The following is a 21,509-nucleotide window of genomic DNA, read 5'->3' on the forward strand; positions in this document are numbered from 1 at the left end:
AGCCGCCCCCTCATCGTGCGCCTACCGCGAGTCCCCCGCCAGGCTTTGCAGGGCCATCCGCGCCAGGATCTCCCGGACCTGGGGCTCCGCCACCCCGGAGAATCCATGCGGCGTCGAGTTGATCAGCCCGAATGCCGCGTGCGCCCGCACCCGCGCCTGCGAGTTGGGCAGCTCGGGGTCCAACTGGCGTAGCACCGCCACCCAGATCTCGACGTACTGTCGCTGCAACCGGCGCACCTGGTGCTGGGCGTCGGGGTTCAGGCTCGCCAGGTCGCGGTCCTGGACGCGGATCAAGTCGATGTCCGAGACCGCGAAGGCCACATGCGCGTCCACGAGCCGGCGCAGCGCGTCCGCGGGCCCGGTGGACTCTTCTGCCTGCCGCTGCCCGTTCGCCAGCAGCCGCTCGCTGATACCGACCAGCAGCTCCACCAGCACGTCCTGCTTGCTGGCGAAGTGCCGGTAGATCGCCGGGCCGCTGACGTCGACCGCCGCGCCCAAATCGCGCATGGAGACCCCGCCATACCCGCGGTCGGCAAATAACCGTGCCGCGGCGTCCAGCAGCGCCTTGCGTCGATCGGCCTTGCGCTGATCGCGCAGTGTGCCCGGCTCGGGGAGACGCTCTTCCTCGGTCATGGCGGCCACGATATGTCAGAGCCCTGTGGGAGCATGCCACCACGCCGCCCCGAGAGGCGGGAATGCCTGCCGCAAAAACTCAATAGACGCAGGTCAAGATAGTAAAAACTCTATCTATCGGGAAGGCGTTCGAGTAGAATCAGACCATGGGAACGGCAGGGATAGCCCTCGATAAACAGGCCATCGGCCTGCTCGCGGACCCCTCGGCTTCGACCCCGAGCGACTCTCCGAGTCCGTCCTCTACCCGCGCACCGCGGAGTCGGTGTCCGCCCGGTTGGCCGCGGACGTCGTCGAGCTTCGACTGCTGGGACACATCACCCTGCGCGACCCCATCTGCGGCGCGGACAAGGCCGCCGCCCGCTGGCTGCACAGCCACTCGGCCGATTCCCTCGCCGAGTCCCGCACCGAGGTGACCTTCGCGATCCGCATCTGCGAGCACCACCCGGTCCTGGCCTGCTACGCCCACGCCGAGATCAGCCGCCGAGTGGCCAAGCGGATCCTCCAATTCCTGGCCTATCCGCCCAAGAATCTCGACGAGGAGCACATCCCCGCCGTCCGGGACCGGCTGCTGAAGGCCGCCCGCACCCGAGACCCGCAGCAGCTCCTCGAGGAGGAGGAACGCCTCCGGCAGGCCTTCAGCGACGATGTCCCGCCGTCCGCGGACCACGACCGCAATCGGCTCACCATCGACGAGCTCCTTGGCCGCGTGATCGTCCAGGGCGACCTCGACGCCGAGACGGGCGCAAAACTTCAGGAGGCGTTGTCCCCGTTCATGGTCCCCCGGCCCGAGCCCGACGGCGCCCCCGATAGGCGCCCTACCCCGCAGCGCCGGGCCGAGGCGCTGAGCGACCTCCTCGACGCGGCCCTGGCCGCCGCGAACTTCCCCAACCTCAACGGGGAGCGCCCCCGCCTGATGGTGGATATCCCCCTCGAAGACCTGATGCGCGGCATCCCCACCCACGAGGAGCGCATCGCGATGATCCGCAATGGCCGCATCGACGAGTACTTCGCCGCTAATCCCGTGGGCTGGAACCACTGGATGGGCGCGGTCTCCCTCGCGACAGCGCAGCGCCTCGCGTGCGACTGCGAGCTGACGATGATCGGGACCGACGAGCACGGCGCGCCGCTGACCGTCCACACCGGCGACCGGTTCGCGTCCAAGCGCCACCGCCAAGCCCTCGCGCACCGCGATCGCGGCTGCGCCTTCCCCCGGTGCAACCGCCCCGCGTCGATGACGCAAGCCCACCACATGGTGTTCTGGGAGCACGGTGGCCATACCCAGATCGACAACCTCGTGTCCCTGTGCGGGGAACACCACCGGGCCGTCCACCACCACGGCTGGCACGTGGCGATGGCCAAGAACCGGTTCCCGGTGTTCCGGCCGCCGCCCAAGTTCGACCCGCTCCGGCGATGGTTGAACTCCGCTGGCGAGCACGTCGATGGGCCCGAAGCGCCGCCGGGTGAAATCGGTTGAATCCTGCCCAGCCCCAAATACGCGAAACCCCCACCGGGATGTCCCGATGGGGGCCGCGCCAGGTCGAGAGGAAGCTGCTCGCTAGCCCTTCTTCGCAGTCAACGCGGTGTAGCCGAGCGTCAGGACGGCAGCCGCAGCGATGCTGATGATCCAGCGGATCCAGTCGATCCCACCGGTCTCGCCATTGCCGATCATGCCCCAGATCCAGTAGCCGATCAGAGCGCCAGCAATGCCGAGCACCACTGTGATGACCCAGCCCATCGCCTGTTTTCCGGGGATCACCAGGCGCGCGAGCACACCGATGATGGCGCCGAAAATGATGGTTCCGATTATTGATCCCATGTCATTTTCCTCTCACATCGTTGAAGGTTGGCCTATTGAGCTTGAGACAGTCAGCCCAACACAAAATCTATCTGACACAGAAAATTTCCACTGTGCAACGGCAGAATTGTTACCAACCGTGACGCCTCGACGGGCTGAATCTCACTGGTCACGCGGGCCTGCGGCTAAGGTGCATTCATGTTCGACGCACCCGAATACGGCACCCGCACCCTCTCCGACCTGCTCCCGAGCGTGTTGGCGGGACTCGGGGTGCCCGGCGAGGCCGACCGGCTGGGGCTGGGCCTCGACGGCGTCCGGCGGGTGTGCGTGCTGCTGGTCGACGGCCTCGGCGCCCGTCAATTGGCCGCCCGCCCCGACGCGGCGCCGTTCCTGACCTCCGCCGCCCCACGCGTGATCACCACCGGATTCCCGTCGACCACCGCGGTCAGCCTGAGCTCCATCGGCACGGGGCTGACCCCAGGCGAGCATGGGCTCGTCGGCTACCTGATGTCCGTGCCCGGGTTCGACCGGGCGATGAATCCGCTGCAGTGGAAGCTGCACGGGCAGGGTGATCATGTGGATCTGTTGGAGGCGCTGCCCCCGGAGCAGTTCCAGCCGCGGCCCACTGTCTTCGAACGCGCGGCGGAGCACGGCATCGCGGTCACGAAGGTCGCCCCCGGCTATCAGGCCAAATCCGGGCTGACTCGAGCCGCACTGCGCGGCGGCGAGTTCGCGGCCCGCTTCTCCATCGGCGACCTCGCGGCGATGGCCGCGGACGGCCTGCGCAAGGGCGACCGCGCCCTCGTCTACGCCTACCACGGCGATCTCGACCTGACCGGGCACATCCGTGGGCCTGAGAGCGACTCGTGGGCAGCCGAACTCGCGCAGGTGGATCTGCTCGCCAAGGCCATCGCGGAGCGGATGCCCCCCGACGCGGCGCTGCTTGTCACGGCGGACCACGGCATGGTGCAGATCCAGGATCCTTTCGACCTGGACGCCCCCGACCATGCCGAGATGCTCGACGGAGTGCGGATTGTGGGCGGCGAGCCCCGCGCCCGCCATATCTACACCGATGCCGGCGCCGCCCCGGATGTGCGGGCCAGGTGGGCGGAGACGCTCGGCGCGGACTATCACGTGCTGCTCGGCGCGGATGTCATCGATCGCGGCTGGTTCGGCCCCACCGTCACCGATGACGCGCGCGCCCGGATCGGCGACGTGCTGGCCGTCGCCGCTGGCCGGGGCGCGCTGATCCGGCGAGGCTATGAGCCGATCCAGTCGCAGTTGGTCGGCCACCACGGCTCGCTGACACCCGTCGAACGCGAGATCCCGCTGCTCGAGTTCCGCTAGGCGGGCACGGTGACCACGGACGTCCTGATCCTGCTGATCGTCGTCGCGGTGCTCGCCGCGGCCGTGCTCATCGTGTGGGTGCGCAGCCACCAATCATTCAGCACCCCCACCGAGCGCGCCGTTCACAACGCCCTGCATACGGCGTCGTTGGCCGCCCGGCCCCTGCGGCGCGGACTCAACACCGAATCCGCGACGGAGGCCGCGCCCCACCTGCGTGAGTTGACCGGCGCCGCGGGCCTCGGGATCACCGACGCCGACGGCACCCTGCTGACCTGGCACGGTGATTTTCCCGAGCTGGCGGAGCAGTTCTGCGCGGCGGCGCTGCGGGCGGTCGCTGGCGAACGGCGGATCCTCCTGCAGCGCTCCGAACTGCAACACGCCGGGCTGGGCACGACGGCGGCGCGGGCGCTGATCGTGCAGCCCCTGATCGTGGAGGATGCCGGCGTGATCGGCGTGCTGGGAGTCCTCAGCACCGAGTCCCCAGTGCCAGGCATGCTCGGGGCGATCTCCGAGGTGGCCCGCTACGCGTGCGGACAGATCGAACTGGCCGAGCTCGACACGTCCCGGGCGCGTCTGGACCGCGCCGAGGTCCGGGCCCTGCGCGCGCAGATCAGCCCCCACTTCATCTACAACGCGCTGAACACGGTCGCCTCCTTCGTGCGCACCGACCCCGACCAGGCCCGCGAGTTGATCCTCGAGTTCGCCGACTTCACCCGATACTCCTTCCGCTCCGCCGGCGAGTACACCGTGCTGGCCGACGAGTTACGCAACGTCGACCGCTACCTGACCCTCGAGCGTGCCCGCTTCGGCGACACCCTCGAGGTCCGTGTGCAGGTCTCACCGGAGGTGCTCGGCGTGGTGCTGCCATTCCTGGCACTGCAGCCACTGGTGGAGAACGCGGTGCGGCACGGCATCGCAGGCCTGGGCCGCGGCGTGATCTCCGTGGTGGCCGCAGACGAGGGCGCAGACTGCGTGATCAGCGTCGAGGACGACGGCATCGGCATGGATCCCGAGTTGCTGCGCTCCGGCGGGCTCGATGCCACCGAGACTGTCCCCGGCCAGCCCAGCTCGCTCGAATCCGCCCACGTCGGCCTGGCCAATGTGGACGACCGGCTCCGGGCAGCCTTCGGCAACGACTACGGCCTGGTGGTCGAGACTGCCCCCGGCGCGGGCACCAAGGTCAGCATGCGCATCCCCAAGTTCCGCCCGGGAATCACTGCCTGACCAGCCCGCGACGGCGCGCGTCGCGCATGGCACGATGGGGCACTGTGACGCCCGACACTGACCGCACCCCCGGCCTCCCCCCTTCCCCCGGACTGTCGGTGCTGGTGGTCGACGACGAGCAGCCGGCGGTGGCCGAGCTGCGGTATCTGCTGCGCCGCCAGCCCGCCATCGGGGAGATCGCGTCCGCCTCCGACTCCACGACCGCGTTGCGGATCATCAAAGACCGCCTCGGCCTCCTCGACGTCGTGTTCCTCGACATCAACATGCCGGGCCTCGACGGCTTCGAGCTGGCCGGGGTGCTCGCCGCGTTCACCGAGCCGCCGCTGATCGTGTTCGTCACCGCCCACGAGGACCGGGCTGTGGGCGCCTTCGAGCTCGGCGCGGTCGACTACCTGCTCAAGCCGCTACGCGAGGAGCGCCTGGCCGCGACCATCCGCCGGATCTTGAACCGCCGAGCCGCCGCCGAGCCGCCCGTCCCGGCGCAGGACCCGGCGGACGGGCTCGCCGACGACGTGATCGCTGTCGAGCTGGGCGGCCTGACGACGATGGTGCACCGGCAGGCCGTCGCCTGGCTGGCCGCGGAGGGCGACTACACCCGCCTGCACACCGCCACCGGCACCCACCTGGTCCGCATACCAATCTCGACCCTCGAGGCCCGCTGGCACGACGCCGGCTTCCAACGGGTGCACCGGTCCTATGCCGTCTCGCTGCGGCTGGTCACCGGCATCCGCACCATCGGCACCGGCACCGTGGTGTACATCGCCGCCGGTCCCGGCGAGACGCCGGTGGAGCTGCCCGTGAGCCGGCGCCTGACCCGGGAGCTGAAGGACCGCCTGGTCCGCGCACACCACATCGGCCGGGGCGAACCGTGATTGGGCGTGGCCGGGCCCCCCGCGAGCGCGTGGTGCTGGCCGAGCGCGTGGGCGCCCGCATGGTCCGCACCCGCGTGGAGGTGCAGCAGCAGACCGCGTTCGGCGACGCCATGGTGCGGGCACTCATGCGCGCCCAACTGCTGCTCGCCATGCGCCTGGCCGCGGGCACCGCACTCTCCCTGTGCGCGCTCCCCCTGCTGATGCTCGCGTTCCCCGTCCTCACCGAGGCTGCGGTGCTCGGCATCAAGCTGCCGTGGCTGGTGCTCGGCGTCGGCGTCTATCCCGCCCTCTACATCGTGGGCCGCCGCTATATCCGGCAGGCCGAGCGGATCGAGGCGGAGTTCGCCGAGCTGGCCGATGAATAGCGGCATGCCCGTGGCGACTGTGGCCGCTGTCGTCCTCACCGCCGTGGCTACGGTGGTCGTCGGCGCGTACGGGGTGCGGATGGCCCGCACCACCTCCGACTTCCTGGTGGCCTCCCGCACCGTCAGCTCGCGCTGGAACGCGGCCGCGATCTCCGGCGAATACCTTTCCGCCGCATCGTTCCTGGGGGTGGCGGGGCTGATCGCCAAGTACGGCGCCGACGCGCTCTGGTACCCGATCGGGTTCACCGCCGGCTACCTCGGGCTGCTGCTCTTCGTGGCCGCGCCGCTGCGGCGGTCCGGCGCCTACACCGTGCCGGACTTCGCGGAGTTCCGGCTGGGCTCGACGGCCTTGCGCAAGCTGGCGATGGTGGTGGTCATCATCATCTGCGTGCTCTACACCGTGCCCCAATTCCAGGGCGCGGGCCTAGCGCTCGGCATCGTGCTGGGCATCCCCCGCTGGGTGGGCGCCGCCGCCGTGGGCCTGATCGTGATCGCGAACGTCGTCGGCGGCGGCATGCGCTCAATCACCTTTGTGCAGGCCTTCCAATATTGGCTCAAGCTCACCGCTATCGCGATCCCCGCGCTGGTGCTCGCGGCCCACCTACTCGGCGCGAACCCCTTCGCCGCGCCAGCGGGAGCCACCACCGCCGCCGCGGTGTTCGCCGCGGACACCACCGTCTCCGTGACCACCACGGTGCGCGCGGAGGTCGGCGCGCCCATCACCGTCCTCGAGGACGGCGCCGCCCGCACCTTGGCCGCCGGCGAGCACGAGTTCGCGTCGGGCACGGAGGTGGTCTTCCCGGCCGGCGCCACCGTCCCCGGCATCGCCGCGACCCCCCCGACCACGGCCGCCTGGATGACCCCGGGCTGGGGTTTCGGCGGCGCGCACCCGTTGTTCCAGGTGCTCTCCCTCATCGTCGGCATCTTCCTCGGCACAATGGGCCTGCCACATGTGCTCGTGCGGTTCTACACCAACCCCGACGGGCGGGCGGCGCGTGCGACCGCCCTGTCCGTGATCGCGCTGCTCGGGCTGTTCTACCTCTTTCCGACGATTCTCGGCGTCCTCACCAGGCTGTGGGCTCCGCAGCTGCTGCTCACCGGGGCGTCCGACGCGGCCGTGCTGCTCTTGCCTGGCGCCTTGTTGTCCGGCTGGGTCGGCCAATCGCTGGCGGCCCTCGTCGCCGCGGGGGCCATCGCGGCCTTCCTATCCACATCGTCCGGCCTCCTCGTCAGCGTCGCCGGCGTGTTGTCCACGGACGTGCTGCCGGGCCGGGTGCGGGACTTCCGCTTCGCCGCCGTCCTGGCCGGCGCTGTGCCGCTGGCGCTGGCGATCTTCACCCAGACGCTCGACCTCTCGCGGATCGTCGGCCTGGTGTTCGCCGTCGCGGCCTCGACCCTGTGCCCACTGCTGATGCTCGGGATCTGGTGGCGGGGGCTCACCGCCGCGGGCGCCGCCGCGGGGATGACGGCGGGCGGGCTAGTCTCCGGCGCCGCGATCCTCGTGACGGCGGGCGGCGGGCTCTCCGCCGAGCTCTGGGACGGCTGGCCCGCCGTGATCGTCAGTCATCCCGCCGCCGTGACCGTGCCCCTCGCGTTCCTGGTGATGATCGGTGTCAGCCTGGCCACGCGCAAGGACGTGCCCCGCGATGTGGCCCGCCTTCTCACCCGCATGCATGTGCCGGAGAAATTGGGCGTCGGCGCGGACCGGGAGACGCGGCTCCGGCTCGATTGAGGGCACTCGCCGCGACCGCTCGTCGCCGCAGATTGACCGCTCACCGCTAATCCCGGCGTCTCGCCGCAAAGATTTTCGACGTGATGCATATCTCATTTAGTGTTCCGGGCACTAGCCCACCACAGTCGAGGAGGCCGATTATGTCGGACACTATTGAGAACTCCAGCGGCCTGCCGCCTGAGCCGATATCGGCTGAGGCCCAGGCCTTCTTCGACATGCAGGAGCGGCCCGAGTTCCAGGAGCTGCGCAGCCGCCTGCGCCGCTTCGTGTTCCCCATGACCGCATTCTTCCTGTCCTGGTATGCGCTCTACGTGCTGCTGGCGATGTACGCCACGGACTTCATGGCGCACAAGCTGTGGGGCGAGATCAACGTCGGCCTGGTGATGGGACTCGGCCAATTCGTCACCACGTTCGTCATCGCGGGCCTCTACGTCCGCTTCGCCACCCGCGACTTGGACCCGATCTCATCCAAGCTCCGCATCGAGATGGAAGGTAAGGGACTGTGACCTCTCTAGGAACGTCCACCACGCTCCTCGCCGCGGACGGCGATGTCGGCAACCCGCTGCTCAATATCGCAATCTTCGCGGTCTTCGTGATCGTCACCATGGGGATCGTCATCCAGGTCAGCCGCAGCCCTAAGAAGGCCTCGGACTTCTACACCGGCGGCGGCCAGTTCTCCGGACCCCAGAACGGTTTCGCCATCGCCGGCGACTATCTCTCCGCCGCGTCCTTCCTCGGTATCGCCGGCGCGATCGCCGTCTACGGCTACGACGGCTTCCTCTACTCCATCGGCTTCCTCGTCGCCTGGCTCGTGGCGCTGATGCTCGTCGCCGAGCTGCTCCGCAACACCGGCCGGTTCACGATGGCCGACGTGCTCAGCTTCCGCCTCAACGAGCGCCCCGTGCGCATGGCGGCCGCGATCTCCACGCTCGTCGTCTCACTGTTCTACCTGCTGGCGCAGATGGCCGGCGCAGGCGGGCTCGTCGCACTGCTGCTCGACATCAACGACAAGCTCGGCCAGGCCATCGTCGTCGCCATCGTCGGCGTGCTGATGATCGCCTACGTCCTGATCGGCGGCATGAAGGGCACCACCTACGTGCAGATGGTCAAGGCCGTGCTGCTGATCCTCGGCGCGGCCATCATGTTCGTGCTGGTCCTGTTCGCAGTCCGCGGCAACTTCTCCACACTGCTCGAGCAGGCGCAGACCGCCGCCAACGCGGCCGAGGGCGTCGACCATGATGTGCTGGCCCCCGGCTCGAAGTACGGCATCAGCGGGATGACCAAGCTGGACTTCGTCTCCCTCGCCATCGCGCTCGTCCTCGGCACCGCCGGCCTGCCCCACGTGCTGATGCGCTTCTACACCGTCCCCACCGCCAAGGAGGCCCGCCGCTCCGTCACCTGGGCCATCGGCCTGATCGGCGCCTTCTACCTGTTCACGCTGGTCCTCGGTTTCGGCGCGATGAAGATGGTCGGCCCCGACGTCATCTTGAACGCCCCTGGCAAGGAGAACTCCGCGGCCCCGTTGCTGGCGTTCGAGCTCGGCGGCACGCTGTTCCTGGCGATCATCTCCGGCGTCGCGTTCGCCACGATCCTCGCCGTCGTCGCGGGCCTGGCCATCACCGCCTCCGCGTCCTTCGCCCACGACATCTACGCCAGCGTGATCAAGCGAGGCAAGGCCACGATCGAGCAGCAGGTGCGGGTCTCGCGCATCACCGTGGTGGTCATCGGCCTAGTCTCGATCGTGCTCGGCATCCTGGCGATGGGCCAAAATATCGCGTTCCTCGTGGCACTGGCCTTCGCCGTCGCCGCCTCCGCGAACCTGCCGACCCTGCTGTACTCGCTGTTCTGGCGCAAGTTCAACACCACCGGCGCGCTGTTCAGCATCTACGGCGGACTCATCAGCTGCCTCCTGCTGATCGTGTTCTCGCCGGCGGTCTCCGGCAAGGCGTCCTCGATGTTCCCCACCGTGGACTTCTCCTGGTTCCCCCTCGCCAACCCCGGGATCGTGTCGATCCCCCTGGCCTTCCTCCTCGGCATCGTCGGCACCTACGTCGGCCGCCATAAGAGGGAGGACCCGGCCAAGCAGGCCGAGATGGAGGTCCGCTCGCTGACCGGCATCGGCGTGGAGAAGGCGATCAGCCACTAGCCCCCACTGCTCTGAGAAGGCCCCGCCCCTCCGCGATCTGGAGGGGCGGGGCTTCTTGGTGCAGGAGCTACTTGGCCGGGTGGGCCGTCGGCAGCTCGAGGCCGCGCTCGGCCATGACCTGGCGCAGCAGCGTCGGCTTGTCGGTGATGATGCCGTCGACGCCCGCGTCCATCAGCGCGTTCATCCGGGGCGGGTCGTTCACCGTCCACGGCACCACGGCCAGCCCCTGCTCATGCGCGCGGGCGATCAGCTCGGGGGTGGCGAGGGTGTGGGTCGGCGAGAGCACCTCGACGCCGACCTTGTGCGCCGCCGCGACGATGTCGCCGTCAACCTCCTCGTAAGTGACCGGGCCGGTCCACACGGAGCCCGGCTTCCAGTTGGACCCGCTCCACAGCAGCACCAACGGAATGCTGGGCTCGGCGGCGCGGACCAGGGGCAGCGAGCGCCAGTCGAAGCTCTGGATCATCACCTTGTCGGTGACGCCGGCCGCGCGGACCTCGGCGAGGATCGCGTCGACGAACTCCTGCGGCGACGCCGACTGCTCGGGCTTGTCCGCCTCGATCTTGGTCTCGATGTTGAAGTGCACGTCGGCGCCGCGCGCGGCGGTCAGCGCGAACACATCGCGGAGCTGGATGAGCTTATTGCCCTCGACGACCTCCGCGTCGGGGTACGCCGAGAGCCCCTTGCCGCAGTCCAGGGTCTGCAGCTGCGCCCACGTCAGCTCGCGCACCAGGTCGCCGACGTACGGGTACTGCGCGTCGCCCTCGGCGGCCGGCGCGGTGTCGGCGCACTTGGCCGGGTCGATCGTCGGGTCATGCCAGACGACGGGCACATTGTCCGCGCTCAGCACGATGTCCAACTCGAGGGTGGTCACGTCCAGGTCCAGGGACTTCTCGAACGCGCGCCGGGACTCCTCCGTCGTCTCCGCCCGCCCGCCCCGGTGCGACTGCAGATCGAAGCCCGTGGGGAGGTTGTCCGACGCGGCCGGCGGGGCCTGCTCGAGCGAGCCGAGGCTCCCCAGCCCGGCCAGCGAGCCGAGCTCCAGCGGTGCCGCCGAGGCCGTGCCGGCGACCGAGCTCAGCGCCGCCGCTGCCAATACCGCGGCGATAACTCCGCGAGAACGATTGGGGTGCAAGGGTTTTCCTCTCAACGTGGGGCGGCCTCCGGATCCTGCGGGCCGCTGCTCGCACGCTATCGGGGGAATCCGCACACCCGTGACCATCTGAGGGGTCTTTCGCCTAGAGTTCACGGAAGGATCATCGGCCGTACCCGGCCCCGTTCGCCGCGGGACAGCTGGGACGCGAATTTCGGCGGTAGCCTTAACCATGTCGCGGCAACCCAGCTCGCCGAGACCCGTGCCCCCGCAGGCTTGGAAGCTCACCGTCCTGCTGGTGCTTCGGGTGACCCTGTCCTGGTCGCTGCTGCTCACGGCGTACTACCTGATCCCTGCGAAGAACGCGGACGGATCCGACCTGCCCTGGGTGATCCTGGCCCTGTGCGCGTTCGGCGCGGTCGTCGCCCTCATGGTGCCGGCGATCATCAGGTCCCCGCACCCCCTGTTCCGCGCGATCGAGGCGCTGGCGCTGATCATCCCGCTGTACCTGCTGATCTTCGCCCGGATCTACCTCTCGAACTCGCTGACGAACCCCGCCGGGTTCACCGAGCTCCTGGACCACTCGACCGCGCTGTACTTCACGGTCACGGTGTTCGCGACCGTCGGGTTCGGCGACATCATCGCGCGGACCGACGGGTTGCGGCTGCTCGTGACGGTGCAGATGCTGGGCAACCTCGTGGTGCTCGGCGTGGTGGTCCGGCTCATCGTGGTGGCGGCGCGGCGCGGGGTCGCCCGGCTCGACGCCGACGGACAGGGAGATGGAGATCAGCCCGACCCCGATGGCTGAGCATCGCGTCGCGGACGACAACGGTGAGCTTGCCTACATCTGGACGGCCGGGGCTTCACAAGCAGGGTGAACAGTGGTTTACTCAATCGGTAAACATGCATTTACCCTAATAGAACGCTTGGATGGACCTTTGACGACAACTCTGACCACCCCTGCGCCGGTCCCCACCAAACGCAGCCGCACCATGCTCATCACCGCCGTGCTCTGTCTGACCGGCACCGCGGTCGCCCTGCTGCAGACCGTGGTGGTGCCGCTCATCCCGGAGTTCCCCGCAATCTTCGGGGTCAGCGCGGACGACAGCTCCTGGCTGATCACGATCACGCTGCTGACCGCGGCCGTCGGCACGCCGATCATCGCGCGTCTGGCGGACATGTTCGGCAAGCGCCGCATGATGGTGGTCGCGCTGGTGGCGATGATCGCCGGCTCGCTCGTGGCCGCGATCGGCCAGAACTTCACCGCGGTCGTCATCGGGCGGGGCCTGCAGGGGTTGTCCATCGCGCTGGTGCCGGTGGGCATCTCGATCCTGCGCGACGAGCTGCCCAAAGCCCGAGTCGCCGCGGCCACCTCGCTGATGAGCGCCACCCTGGGCATCGGGAGCGCGCTGGCTCTGCCCCTGTCCGGGTTCATCGACGTGCACATGGGCTGGCAGGGCATCTTCTGGCTGCCGGCCGCCGTCGGCGTCGTCATGCTCGTCGCAGTGCTGCTGGTTGTCCCCGAGTCCGAGGTGCGCACCCCCGGCCGCTTCGACTTCGTAGGCGCTATTCTGCTGACCATTGGGCTGAGTACCCTGCTCCTCGGCATCACCAAGGGCGGCGCGTGGGGCTGGTCCAGCGAGCCACTGCTGCTGACCTTCCTCGTCACGATCGTCGTGTTCGCGCTGTGGGTCCCCTATGAGCTGCGCGTCGGCAGCCCGCTCGTGGACCTGCGCACCTCCGCAAGGCGGCCGGTGCTCCTGACCAACATCGCCTCGATCCTCGTGGGTTTCGCGATGTACGCCAACATGCTGCTCACGACCCAACAGCTGCAAATGCCCCTGGCCTCCGGCTACGGGTTCGCGATGACGGTGTTCGCGGCGGGCATCGCGATGGTCCCGGCCGGCTTGGCGATGGTGTTCTTCTCTCCCCTCTCCGCGCTGATCACCAACAGGCTGGGCGCGAAGACGACGTTGATCACCGGCTCGCTGATCATGGTGGTCGCCTACGTGGCGCGCGTGTACCTGACGGGGTCCGTCGTGCTCATCATCGTCGGCGCGACTCTCGTCAGCATCGGCACCGCCATCGCCTACGCCGCGATGCCGATGCTCATCATGCGCTCGGTGCCGATCACCGAGACCGCGTCCGCGAACGGCCTCAACTCGCTGCTGCGCTCCATCGGCACCTCCACCTCCAGCGCCGTCGTCGCGGCCCTGCTGACCGCGATGATCATCGGCGGCGGCGGAGCCGGCGCCGATCTACCCAGCCTCGGCGCGTTCCAAGCCGCATACTGGATCGCCGCCCTAGCCGCCCTCGGGGCCGTCCTCGTCGCGCTCTACATTCCGCGCCAGCCCGAGTCCTCGACCACCGCCCTGCCCCAACGCCAGGCCCCGGCCAGCGACGGCGAGCACAGCGACTCCGAGATCGTCGTCAGCGGCATCATCATCGGCGAGATGGCCCGCTCCGACAAGAGCGGCGCCGAGACCCTCTGGGAGCGCCCGATCCGGCAGGCCGTCGTCAGCCTGCTCAGCACTGCTGGGCAGCCCGTCGACTGGAGCCGGGCTAGCAATGAGGGCCGCTTCGCGCTGGTTCTGCCCCAGCCCGGCCGCTACCTGGTAGTGACCAGCGCCGACGGCTGGACTCCGCACTCGGAGGTGGTGCAGTTCGACGACGCCACCAGCGCCCACCAGATCAGGCTGTGCAAGCGGCTGACCATCTCCGGCAGCCTCGCCCGCGGGGGCAGCCCGCTCGATGCCGGCCTGGTCACACTGACCAAACCGACTGGCGAGTTCGTCTCCTCGGCCTTCAGCAGCGCCGACGGCCGGTTCGAGTTGCCGCTGCCCTCCACCGGCCGCTATATCCTCACCGCCATGGATCCGACCGGCGAGACCGTGCAGGCACGACAGGTCGCCGTCATCGGAGCCTCGGCCACCATCGACCTCGACCTGACCCCTGCCGACGCGGAGATGGCGGCCCTGTGAGAACCCCGGCCCCAGCCACCCCTGCCCCCACCACGAGGCAGGCGATCATCGACGCCGCCACCACCTTGTTCAGCGAGCGCGGCTACAGCGCGACCACCGTCCGGGACATCGCCGAGCTGGCCGGGTTCTCCCCCGCGATGGTCATCAAGACGATGGGCTCGAAGGCGGACCTGTTCGCTATCGCCGCGCCGGACGCCCCGCACCTCGACAACGACCTTGAGGATGAGGGCATCGGCTACCGCCTGGTGCGGCGCATCGTCGCCCGCCGGGACTCCGGGGAGTCCGATCCCTGGGCGATGGCGACGTTCCTCATCCAGGACTCCCCCGACCCCGCCGCCGCGCGCATTGAGTCCCGGCGCAAATACGTCGTATTCGTGGCCGAGCAGCTCGGCGACGCCGAGAACCTGCGGCGGGCTGAGTACGTGGTGTGTGTGCTGCTGGGCTTGGCCAACGGGCTACGGGTGTTCGAGGTCCTGGCGGACGAGCCGGCGGAGTCGCTGATCGCCCGATATGGCGCGATCGTGCAGGCCATGATCGACGAGGGCTAAAAGACCCTGTCAGGCAAGGTATTTCGCATGCCAGAAAGCTGTCGGAGCCACGGCTAGCCGGCCACGGTCGGATCTCGGTTCCCCCGCAAACCCGAAAAATCGTGACGAGTCTGACTACAGTTCGATACCGACCAAAGAATGCAACCGACGAGTGGCGATCCACGACGAGGAGCACGATGATGGGCAAGAAATCTCAGTTGGACGGGTTCGGAGCTGACGTCTCTCGCCGTCGGTTTTTGGTGGGCGCTGGGGTGGTGTCCGTCCTAGCCGCCACCGGGTTCGCTAGTGCCGGATGTAGTTCGACCACATCCGGCGACACCTTGAAGAAGGCTCAAGACGCCGGGAAGATCACGGTGGGCTACGCGGGTGAGCGGCCCCATAGCTTCAAGGACGGCGACAAGGTCACCGGCGCGGCGATCGCGATTGACGGCGCGGCATACAAAGAGCTGGGCATCGACCAACTCGACGGCGTGCTCGTCGACTTCGGCGGCCTGATCCCGGGCCTTAAAGCGGGTCGGTTCGACGCGGTCAGCGCGGACATGTCGATCCTGCCAAAACGCTGCCAGGAGGTCGCGTTCTCCACCCCGACCTTCCGATACACGACGGCGCTGATGACTCCTGCCGGCAACCCGCTGGGGCTGATGAACCTCGACGACGCCCAGGCGGCGGGCGTCACCGTCGCTGTGATGGCGGGCGCGCTGGAGGGCAGCTACTGCGAGAAGCTGGGCATCAACTCCGTCGCTGTCGACACCGCCCAGGATGGGATGGACGCGGTGGCTTCGGGCCGCGTGGATGCGTTCGCCCTCACCGGCGTGACGCTGCATTACATGAAGAAGCAGCAGCCCGACGCGCCCGTCGACGTGATGCCATCCTTCGTCCAGGTTCTGGACGGGGTCCCGCAGGTTAGCGGCGGCGCAGCGACATTCCGGACCGAGGACACCTCCCTCGTTGACGCGTTCAACGAGAAGGTCCGGGGGATCGTCACAGACAAGGACCGCTATCTATCGCTGGTGAGCGAGTTCGGCTTCAGCGAGACCGAGATGCCTGACCCCAGCTGGACCACCGAGAAATTCTGCAACGGCGAACTTGGCTAAGTGGGTATGGGCGACGCACTGGACACGGTCCTCGACCACCTGCCTGAGTTCCGGAACGGCCTGCTTGTCACGCTCGAGTTGACGCTGGGCGGCACCGCTCTGATGTTCATCTTGGCGTTCACGCTCGGACTGGCAACCTCCACTCGCGCGCTTGCCGTCCGAGCGCCCGCGCGGGTCATCGTCGAGTTCTTCCGCGGCACATCGCTTGTGGTCCAAATGTTCTGGCTGTTCTTCGTGCTACCGCAGTTGGGATTTCGGCTAGAACCGCTGTTCTGCGGCATTCTCGCGCTCGGCCTGAACTACGGGGCCTACGGCGCCGAGGTGGTGCGGGGTGCCCTCGCGGCGGTGCCCACGCCACAACGGGAGGCGGCCGTCGCACTCGGCTTCTCGCCCTTCGACCGCTTTCGGCGCGTGGTGTTCCCGCAGGCGTGGGTGCAGATGATCCCGCCCTTCTCAGTGCTCATCATCCAACTGTTGAAGGGTTCGGCGATCGCCTCGATGATCACTCTGGTGGACCTGAACTCCCAGGGCGAGATTCTGCGCAGCGCAACCGGCAACACCGCGCTGGCCTACGGCATCGTGCTAGTGCTGTACTTCATCATCGCCTACGCGATCGCCGGGCTAATGAAACTTCTCGAGTACGCGGCGAGGCGTCGGCTTGGCTTGGCGGAGAAGATCTCCTGGCGTTCCGTGCTGCGCGCCCCCGCGCTCTCCCCTGGTGGGAGCACGCCATGAACTGGAGTTGGGACACCACCTGGGACGTACTGCCGGTACTGCTGCAGGGTTTCAAGATCACGCTGTTGGTCACCGTCATCGGCTCGGCCATCGCCGTCGCGCTGGGACTGGTCGTCGCGGTGATCCTGCGCTCCGGGTTCCGGCCCGTGACCTATCCCCTCAGCTTCCTCTTCACCTTCATCCGCTCCACCCCGCTGGTGGTGCAGTTGACCGTGATCTACGTCGGCATACCCACATTGAAGCCGCTGTATATCGGCATCATCGTCATCGGCATCCACTACGCGACATACATGTCCGAGTCCTACCGCGCGGGTATCGACTCCGTGCCGATCCCGCAGTGGGAGGCGTGTACGGCGCTGTCCCTGCCAGCGCATCGCAAGTGGATCGATGTGATCCTGCCGCAGGCCATCCGCAACGTCGTGCCAGCCTTGGGCAACAACATCGTCGCCATGTTCAAAGACACCCCGTTCCTCTCGGTGATCACCGTGACCGAGATGGTGCGCGCCGCCCAGGTCTACGGCAGCGACAACTTCCGCTATATGGAGGCGTTCACGCTGGCCGGCCTGATCTTCCTGGCCGCCAGCTACCCAGTTTCCGTACTGCTTCGCCGCTTGGAGGCACACCTTGCCCGGTACTGAAGACACCCCGATGGTGCGATTTGAGAAGGTGGTCAAGAAATTCGGCGACCACACCGTGCTCGACCACCTGGACTTCACCGTCAAACGCGGGGACCGCGTCACCCTCATCGGCCCGTCGGGCTCCGGCAAGACGACGATCTTGCGGTTGCTGATGACCCTGGAGAAGGTCACCGACGGCATGATCTGGGTCGGCGACGAGCCTCTGAGCCATGTGCGCAAGCGCGGAAAGTGGGTGCCCGCCCCGGAAAAACACCTGCGCCGCCGCCGGCTCTCGATCGGCATGGTCTTCCAGCACTTCAACCTCTTCCCCAACATGAGCGTCATCGACAACATCACCGAGGCGCCGATCCGGGTGCTGGGCCGTTCCAAGTCCGAGGCCCGCGAACGCGCACTGGACCTGCTCGAGATGGTGGGGTTGGCGGACAAGGCCGATCAACATCCGACAACGCTCTCGGGCGGGCAGCAGCAGCGGGTGGCGATCGCGCGGGCCTTGGCGATGGAGCCCGAGGTCCTGCTACTCGACGAGGTCACGTCCGCCCTCGACCCGGAGACCGTCGACGACGTGCTCAATGTGTTGCGCGAGATCGCCCGCACCACCGAGATCACGATGCTGATCGTGACGCACGAGATGCGCTTCGCGCGCGATGTGTCCAACCGGGTGCTCATGTTCGACGGTGGCCGCATCGTGGAGGAGGGCACGCCGGAGAAGATCTTCACCAACCCGGATCACGAGCGCACGCAACGGTTCCTGCAGGCGATTGTCGGCAAGTAGGGTCCCGCACACAGCCAAGCTCAGGCGAGGGCCATCACCGACAACAGCTCATAGGCCACATGCGCCGCGGCGACGCCGGTGATCTCCGCGTGGTCGTACGCCGGGGCCACCTCGACGATGTCCGCGCCCAGCAGCTCCGCCCCGGCCAGTGCCCGCAGAGTCCCGAGCAGCTCGCGCGAGGTGAGCCCACCCGCCTCCGGGGTGCCGGTGCCGGGCGCATGCGCGGGGTCCAGCACGTCGATGTCCACCGAGACGTACACCGGACCATCGCCCAGCCGGCGGCGCATCGCCGCGACCACCCCGGCGATGCCGTCGTTGTAGACGTCGGCGCGGATCACCTGAAAGCCCAGTGCCGCATCGTCCTCCAGGTCTTGCGCCCCGTACAGCGGCCCCCGGACCCCGATGTGCAGAGATCGGGCCAGATCGATCAGCCCCTCCTCGCTGGCCCGCCGGAACGGGGTGCCGTGCGTGAACGGCGCACCAAAATAGGTGTCCCAGGTGTCCAGGTGCGCGTCGAAGTGCAGCACCGCGATGGGGCCGGACTCCCGCGCCAGCGCCCGCAGGATCGGCAGCGCGATCGTGTGGTCCCCGCCGAGGGTGAGCACCCGCGCGCCCCGCTGACGCAGCGCCGTCACCCCGGCCTCGATGGCCTGGAGCGCCGCCGGGATGTCGAAGGGGTTGACCGCGAGGTCGCCGGCATCGGCCACCTGCCTGGCCTCGAACGGCGAGACTCCCAGGGCCGGGTTGTACGGCCGCAACAACTTCGAGGACGCCCGAATATGAGCGGGGCCAAAGCGCGCTCCCGGCCGATAGCTCACGCCAGAGTCGAAGGGGACGCCCAGAATCGCGATGTCCGCGTGGTCAACCTCATCCCATCGCGGCAGCCGGGCGAACGTCTCCGGTCCGGCGAACCGCGGAATCTTTGTCGCATCCGGTGGTCCCTGCATGAGAGCCTCCTCAATCGCAGCCTGCTGCCAGTATGCCGCGCCTAAGGTGGGAGCAAGGCGGTGATCAGAATGCTGACGGCACTGTTGCAGGGACCGGAGCGCACCTCGTCCGTGGCCGCGAACCTGGCCGCCATCGACGACGCCGCCGCCGCCGCAGCCCGCCGCGGCGCGCGCATCCTCGTCTGCCCGGAGATGTCCGCCACCGGCTACAACATCGGCCCCCTCCTCACCGAGAGGGCCGAGCCGCGCGACGGGCCGATAGCCCGGTCGGTCGCCGCAATGGCCGCAGCCCACGGCATCGCCATCGTCTTCGGCTACCCAGAGCGGGACGGCGACCGCCTCTACAACGCCACCGCGGCGATCGACAAAGACGGCCGCGGACTCGCCCACTACCGCAAAACGCATCTATTCGGCGAGCTGGACCGGGACGCCTTCACACCCGGCGAGGTGCTGCTGGCGCAGTTCGAACTCGACGGCCTGCGATGTGGACTGCTCACTTGCTACGACGTCGAGTTCCCCGAAACCGCCCGCGCGCACGCGGTGGCGGGCACCGACTGGCTGATCGTGCCGACGGGTCTGATGCACCCGTTCGCGCAGGTGGCCGAGACCCTGATCCCCGCACGGGCCATCGAGAACCAAATCTTCATCACATACGCCAACCGGGTCGGGTCCGAGGGCGACGTCGAGTATTGCGGCCGCAGCTGCATCGTCGCGCCCGACGGCGCCGTGCTGGCCCGTGCCGGCGAGCAGCCAGTGCTGCTCTTCTCGGAGCTCGACCCGGCGCAGGCCGCGCGGTCCCGCGCACGCTATCCGTATCTCGCCGACCGCCGCACAGATCTGTATCCGCAGTGACCACGCCCGTGAGCCCGGAACCTGGCCGTCGGGCGCTGTCGATGATCGGCCCGGATTTCCCATTCCCCTATGACGACTACCGCCTCAGCCCCGCCGGGCTGGGCTCCGTGCCGGCGTCCGCGTTCGGCACGGAGGTGGCGGTTGTCGGCGGCGGCCTGGCCGGAATAATCACGGCGTACGAGCTGATGCGGATGGGCCTGCGCCCAGTGGTCTACGAGCCGGAGCAAATCGGCGGCCGGATGCGCTCAGCGGAGTTCGAGGGCTTCCCAGGGACCGTCGCCGAGCTCGGCGCAATGCGATTCCCCTTGTCCTCCACCACCTTGCACAGCTACCTCGCCGCAATGGGCCTGCCCACCCGGCCCTTCGCCAACCCCCTCGCAACCGACACTCCCAGCACCGTGATCGATCTCAAAGGCAACCCGCTCTATGCGCGGAACCTCGACGATCTGCCGCCGGAGTTCCGTCTCGTCGCCCAGGCCTGGGGCCAAGCCCTCGAAGACGGCGCGAACCTGGGCGCGCTCACATCGGCCCTGCGCGCCCGAGATCCGCTGCGCATCAAGGCGATCTGGAACGACCTCGTCAGGCGGCTCGACGACCACACCTTCTATCACTTCCTTGCCGACTCCCCCCACTTCCGGTCCTTCGCGGACCGAGAGCTGTTCGGGCAGGTGGGGTTCGGCACCGGCGGTTGGGACACCGACTTCCCCAACTCGATCCTGGAGGTGCTGCGCATCGTCGCCACCGGCGCGGATGAGGACCAGCACCTGGTCATCGGCGGCTGCCAGCAGCTCCCGCTCCGCCTGTGGTCGCACCAGCCCGACGCCCTCGCCGGTTGGCCGGCCGGCACCTCGCTGCAGGCCCTGCATGCCGGCTCGCCCCGGCCCGGTGTCACCGCGCTGCGCCGCACCCACTCCGGGATCACCGTCACCGATGCGGCCGGGGCCATCCGCACCTATCCCGCCGTGGTCTACGCCGCACCGATCTGGTTGTTGCTCAACAACATCGAGTGCGATGAGTCCCTCTTCTCCAGCGCGCTGTGGACCTCGATCGAACGCACCCACTACATGGGCTCGAGCAAGGTCTTCGTGCTAGTCGACCGCCCTTTCTGGCGCGACCAGGACCCCGCGACCGGCCGCGACACCATGAGCATCACGCTGACCGACCGGATGAGCCGCGGCACCTACCTTTTCGACGACGGCCCCGATCGCCCCGCAGTGATCTGCCTGTCCTACACGTGGGCTGACGACTCCCTCAAACTCCTGCCGCTCTCCGCCACCGAGCGCATGGACCTGATGCTGCACTCCCTCGGCGAGATCTACCCCGGGGTGGACATCCGCAGCCACATCATCGCCTCCCCCATCACCGTGTCGTGGGAGATGGAGCGAAATTTCATGGGCGCGTTCAAGGCCAACCTGCCCGGCCACTACCGCTATCAAGAGCAGCTGTTCGGCCATTTCATGCAGGACCAGATGCCCGACGCGCACCGCGGGATCTTCTTGGCCGGCGATGACATCTCCTGGACCGCCGCCTGGGCGGAGGGCGCGGTGCAGTCGGCGCTCAACGCGGTGTGGGGCGTGCAGCACCACTTCGGCGGCGTCTGCGATCCGGACAATCTCGGCCCCGGCGACCGCTTCGCCGAGTTCGCGCCGATCCGGTTGCCCGACATCCTCTGAGTCGACCCCGACACCCGTTTCCCGGGCCGCGTGCGGGTTCACATCTCGCTGGAGCCGCCGGG

21 protein-coding genes are annotated in these 21,509 nt (G+C 68.4%); 17 read left to right on the plus strand and 4 right to left on the minus strand.

From position 1 onward, the window contains the following. Nucleotides 1–21 precede the first annotated feature (21 nt). Nucleotides 22–633 carry a TetR/AcrR family transcriptional regulator gene (locus TBIF_RS08500; protein WP_024794402.1) on the minus strand — a complete coding sequence of 204 codons (612 nt, stop codon included), beginning with the start codon at nt 631–633 and terminating at the stop codon, nt 22–24. A 262-nt stretch (nt 634–895) separates the two neighbouring features. On the opposite strand from TBIF_RS08500, the gene TBIF_RS23245 reads away from it, so the two are divergent. After that, a complete protein-coding gene (locus tag TBIF_RS23245; RefSeq protein ID WP_084611615.1) occupies nt 896–2,107 on the plus strand; it encodes an HNH endonuclease signature motif containing protein in 1,212 nt (403 codons plus the stop codon). Nucleotides 2,108–2,188: 81 nt separating this feature from the next. Here TBIF_RS23245 and TBIF_RS08510 read toward each other — a convergent pair whose 3' ends face one another. Then, complete coding sequence (locus TBIF_RS08510; RefSeq protein WP_024794404.1) at nt 2,189–2,449, minus strand: GlsB/YeaQ/YmgE family stress response membrane protein; 261 nt, start codon at nt 2,447–2,449, stop codon at nt 2,189–2,191. Nucleotides 2,450–2,626: 177 nt separating this feature from the next. On the opposite strand from TBIF_RS08510, the gene TBIF_RS08515 reads away from it, so the two are divergent. The 7 genes from TBIF_RS08515 to TBIF_RS08545 all read left to right on the plus strand — a co-directional run bounded on the left by TBIF_RS08515 (nt 2,627) and on the right by TBIF_RS08545 (nt 10,114). Next, nucleotides 2,627–3,775, plus strand: coding sequence for an alkaline phosphatase family protein (locus tag TBIF_RS08515; RefSeq protein WP_024794405.1), 1,149 nt, complete (start codon nt 2,627–2,629; stop codon nt 3,773–3,775). A gap of 48 nt (nt 3,776–3,823) precedes the next feature. Next, the gene (locus tag TBIF_RS08520) at nt 3,824–4,999 is read left to right on the plus strand and encodes a sensor histidine kinase (protein ID WP_372435168.1); all 1,176 of its coding nucleotides are present in this window, start codon (nt 3,824–3,826) and stop codon (nt 4,997–4,999) included. A 44-nt stretch (nt 5,000–5,043) separates the two neighbouring features. Further along, nucleotides 5,044–5,871: a LytR/AlgR family response regulator transcription factor gene (locus tag TBIF_RS08525; protein WP_024794407.1), complete on the plus strand. Its 828-nt coding sequence runs from the start codon at nt 5,044–5,046 to the stop codon at nt 5,869–5,871. 59 nt (nt 5,872–5,930) lie between these two features. Further along, nucleotides 5,931–6,236 carry a hypothetical protein gene (locus TBIF_RS08530; RefSeq protein ID WP_235174605.1) on the plus strand — a complete coding sequence of 102 codons (306 nt, stop codon included), beginning with the start codon at nt 5,931–5,933 and terminating at the stop codon, nt 6,234–6,236. Further along, entirely contained in the window at nt 6,229–7,968 is a 1,740-nt protein-coding gene (locus TBIF_RS08535) for a sodium/solute symporter (protein WP_024794409.1), read from the plus strand. The genes TBIF_RS08530 and TBIF_RS08535 overlap by 8 nt, the downstream gene beginning before the upstream one ends. A 140-nt stretch (nt 7,969–8,108) precedes the next feature. Continuing rightward, a complete protein-coding gene (locus tag TBIF_RS08540) occupies nt 8,109–8,474 on the plus strand; it encodes a DUF485 domain-containing protein (protein WP_024794410.1) in 366 nt (121 codons plus the stop codon). Next, a complete protein-coding gene (locus tag TBIF_RS08545; protein WP_024794411.1) occupies nt 8,471–10,114 on the plus strand; it encodes a monocarboxylic acid transporter in 1,644 nt (547 codons plus the stop codon). The genes TBIF_RS08540 and TBIF_RS08545 overlap by 4 nt, the downstream gene beginning before the upstream one ends. Before the next feature lie 67 nt (nt 10,115–10,181). Here TBIF_RS08545 and TBIF_RS08550 read toward each other — a convergent pair whose 3' ends face one another. Next, a complete protein-coding gene (locus tag TBIF_RS08550) occupies nt 10,182–11,249 on the minus strand; it encodes a glycerophosphodiester phosphodiesterase family protein (RefSeq protein WP_024794412.1) in 1,068 nt (355 codons plus the stop codon). Nucleotides 11,250–11,469: 220 nt separating this feature from the next. On the opposite strand from TBIF_RS08550, the gene TBIF_RS08555 reads away from it, so the two are divergent. The 7 genes from TBIF_RS08555 (at nt 11,470) to ehuA (ending at nt 17,975) form a co-directional block, all read left to right on the plus strand. After that, nucleotides 11,470–12,015, plus strand: a complete 546-nt coding sequence (locus TBIF_RS08555) for a potassium channel family protein (RefSeq protein WP_024794413.1) — start codon at nt 11,470–11,472, stop codon at nt 12,013–12,015. Between the two features lie 130 nt (nt 12,016–12,145). After that, entirely contained in the window at nt 12,146–14,188 is a 2,043-nt protein-coding gene (locus TBIF_RS08560; protein WP_024794414.1) for an MFS transporter, read from the plus strand. After that, nucleotides 14,185–14,736: a TetR/AcrR family transcriptional regulator gene (locus TBIF_RS23250; RefSeq protein WP_051461431.1), complete on the plus strand. Its 552-nt coding sequence runs from the start codon at nt 14,185–14,187 to the stop codon at nt 14,734–14,736. The genes TBIF_RS08560 and TBIF_RS23250 overlap by 4 nt, the downstream gene beginning before the upstream one ends. A 320-nt stretch (nt 14,737–15,056) precedes the next feature. Beyond that, entirely contained in the window at nt 15,057–15,830 is a 774-nt protein-coding gene (locus tag TBIF_RS08570; RefSeq protein WP_235174597.1) for a transporter substrate-binding domain-containing protein, read from the plus strand. A 6-nt stretch (nt 15,831–15,836) separates the two neighbouring features. After that, entirely contained in the window at nt 15,837–16,565 is a 729-nt protein-coding gene (ehuC, locus tag TBIF_RS08575; protein ID WP_024794416.1) for an ectoine/hydroxyectoine ABC transporter permease subunit EhuC, read from the plus strand. Further along, nucleotides 16,562–17,203 carry an ectoine/hydroxyectoine ABC transporter permease subunit EhuD gene (gene ehuD / locus TBIF_RS08580; RefSeq protein ID WP_024794417.1) on the plus strand — a complete coding sequence of 214 codons (642 nt, stop codon included), beginning with the start codon at nt 16,562–16,564 and terminating at the stop codon, nt 17,201–17,203. Before ehuC ends, ehuD begins: the two co-directional genes overlap by 4 nt. Before the next feature lie 10 nt (nt 17,204–17,213). Then, nucleotides 17,214–17,975: an ectoine/hydroxyectoine ABC transporter ATP-binding protein EhuA gene (gene ehuA / locus TBIF_RS08585; RefSeq protein WP_024794418.1), complete on the plus strand. Its 762-nt coding sequence runs from the start codon at nt 17,214–17,216 to the stop codon at nt 17,973–17,975. Between the two features lie 20 nt (nt 17,976–17,995). Here the strand turns inward: ehuA and speB are convergent, their stop codons facing one another. Then, nucleotides 17,996–18,922: an agmatinase gene (speB, locus tag TBIF_RS08590; RefSeq protein ID WP_038170455.1), complete on the minus strand. Its 927-nt coding sequence runs from the start codon at nt 18,920–18,922 to the stop codon at nt 17,996–17,998. A 69-nt stretch (nt 18,923–18,991) separates the two neighbouring features. Between speB and TBIF_RS23255 the strand changes: the two genes are divergently transcribed. Together TBIF_RS23255 and TBIF_RS08600 are read left to right on the plus strand one after the other, a co-directional pair. Beyond that, nucleotides 18,992–19,774: a carbon-nitrogen hydrolase family protein gene (locus TBIF_RS23255; RefSeq protein WP_038170458.1), complete on the plus strand. Its 783-nt coding sequence runs from the start codon at nt 18,992–18,994 to the stop codon at nt 19,772–19,774. Beyond that, nucleotides 19,771–21,447, plus strand: coding sequence for a flavin monoamine oxidase family protein (locus TBIF_RS08600; protein ID WP_024794420.1), 1,677 nt, complete (start codon nt 19,771–19,773; stop codon nt 21,445–21,447). The genes TBIF_RS23255 and TBIF_RS08600 overlap by 4 nt, the downstream gene beginning before the upstream one ends. The last annotated feature ends 62 nt before the right edge of the window (nt 21,448–21,509 follow it).

It is taken from the genome of Tomitella biformata AHU 1821 (assembly GCF_000524475.1).
Classification (GTDB): domain Bacteria; phylum Actinomycetota; class Actinomycetes; order Mycobacteriales; family Mycobacteriaceae; genus Tomitella; species Tomitella biformata.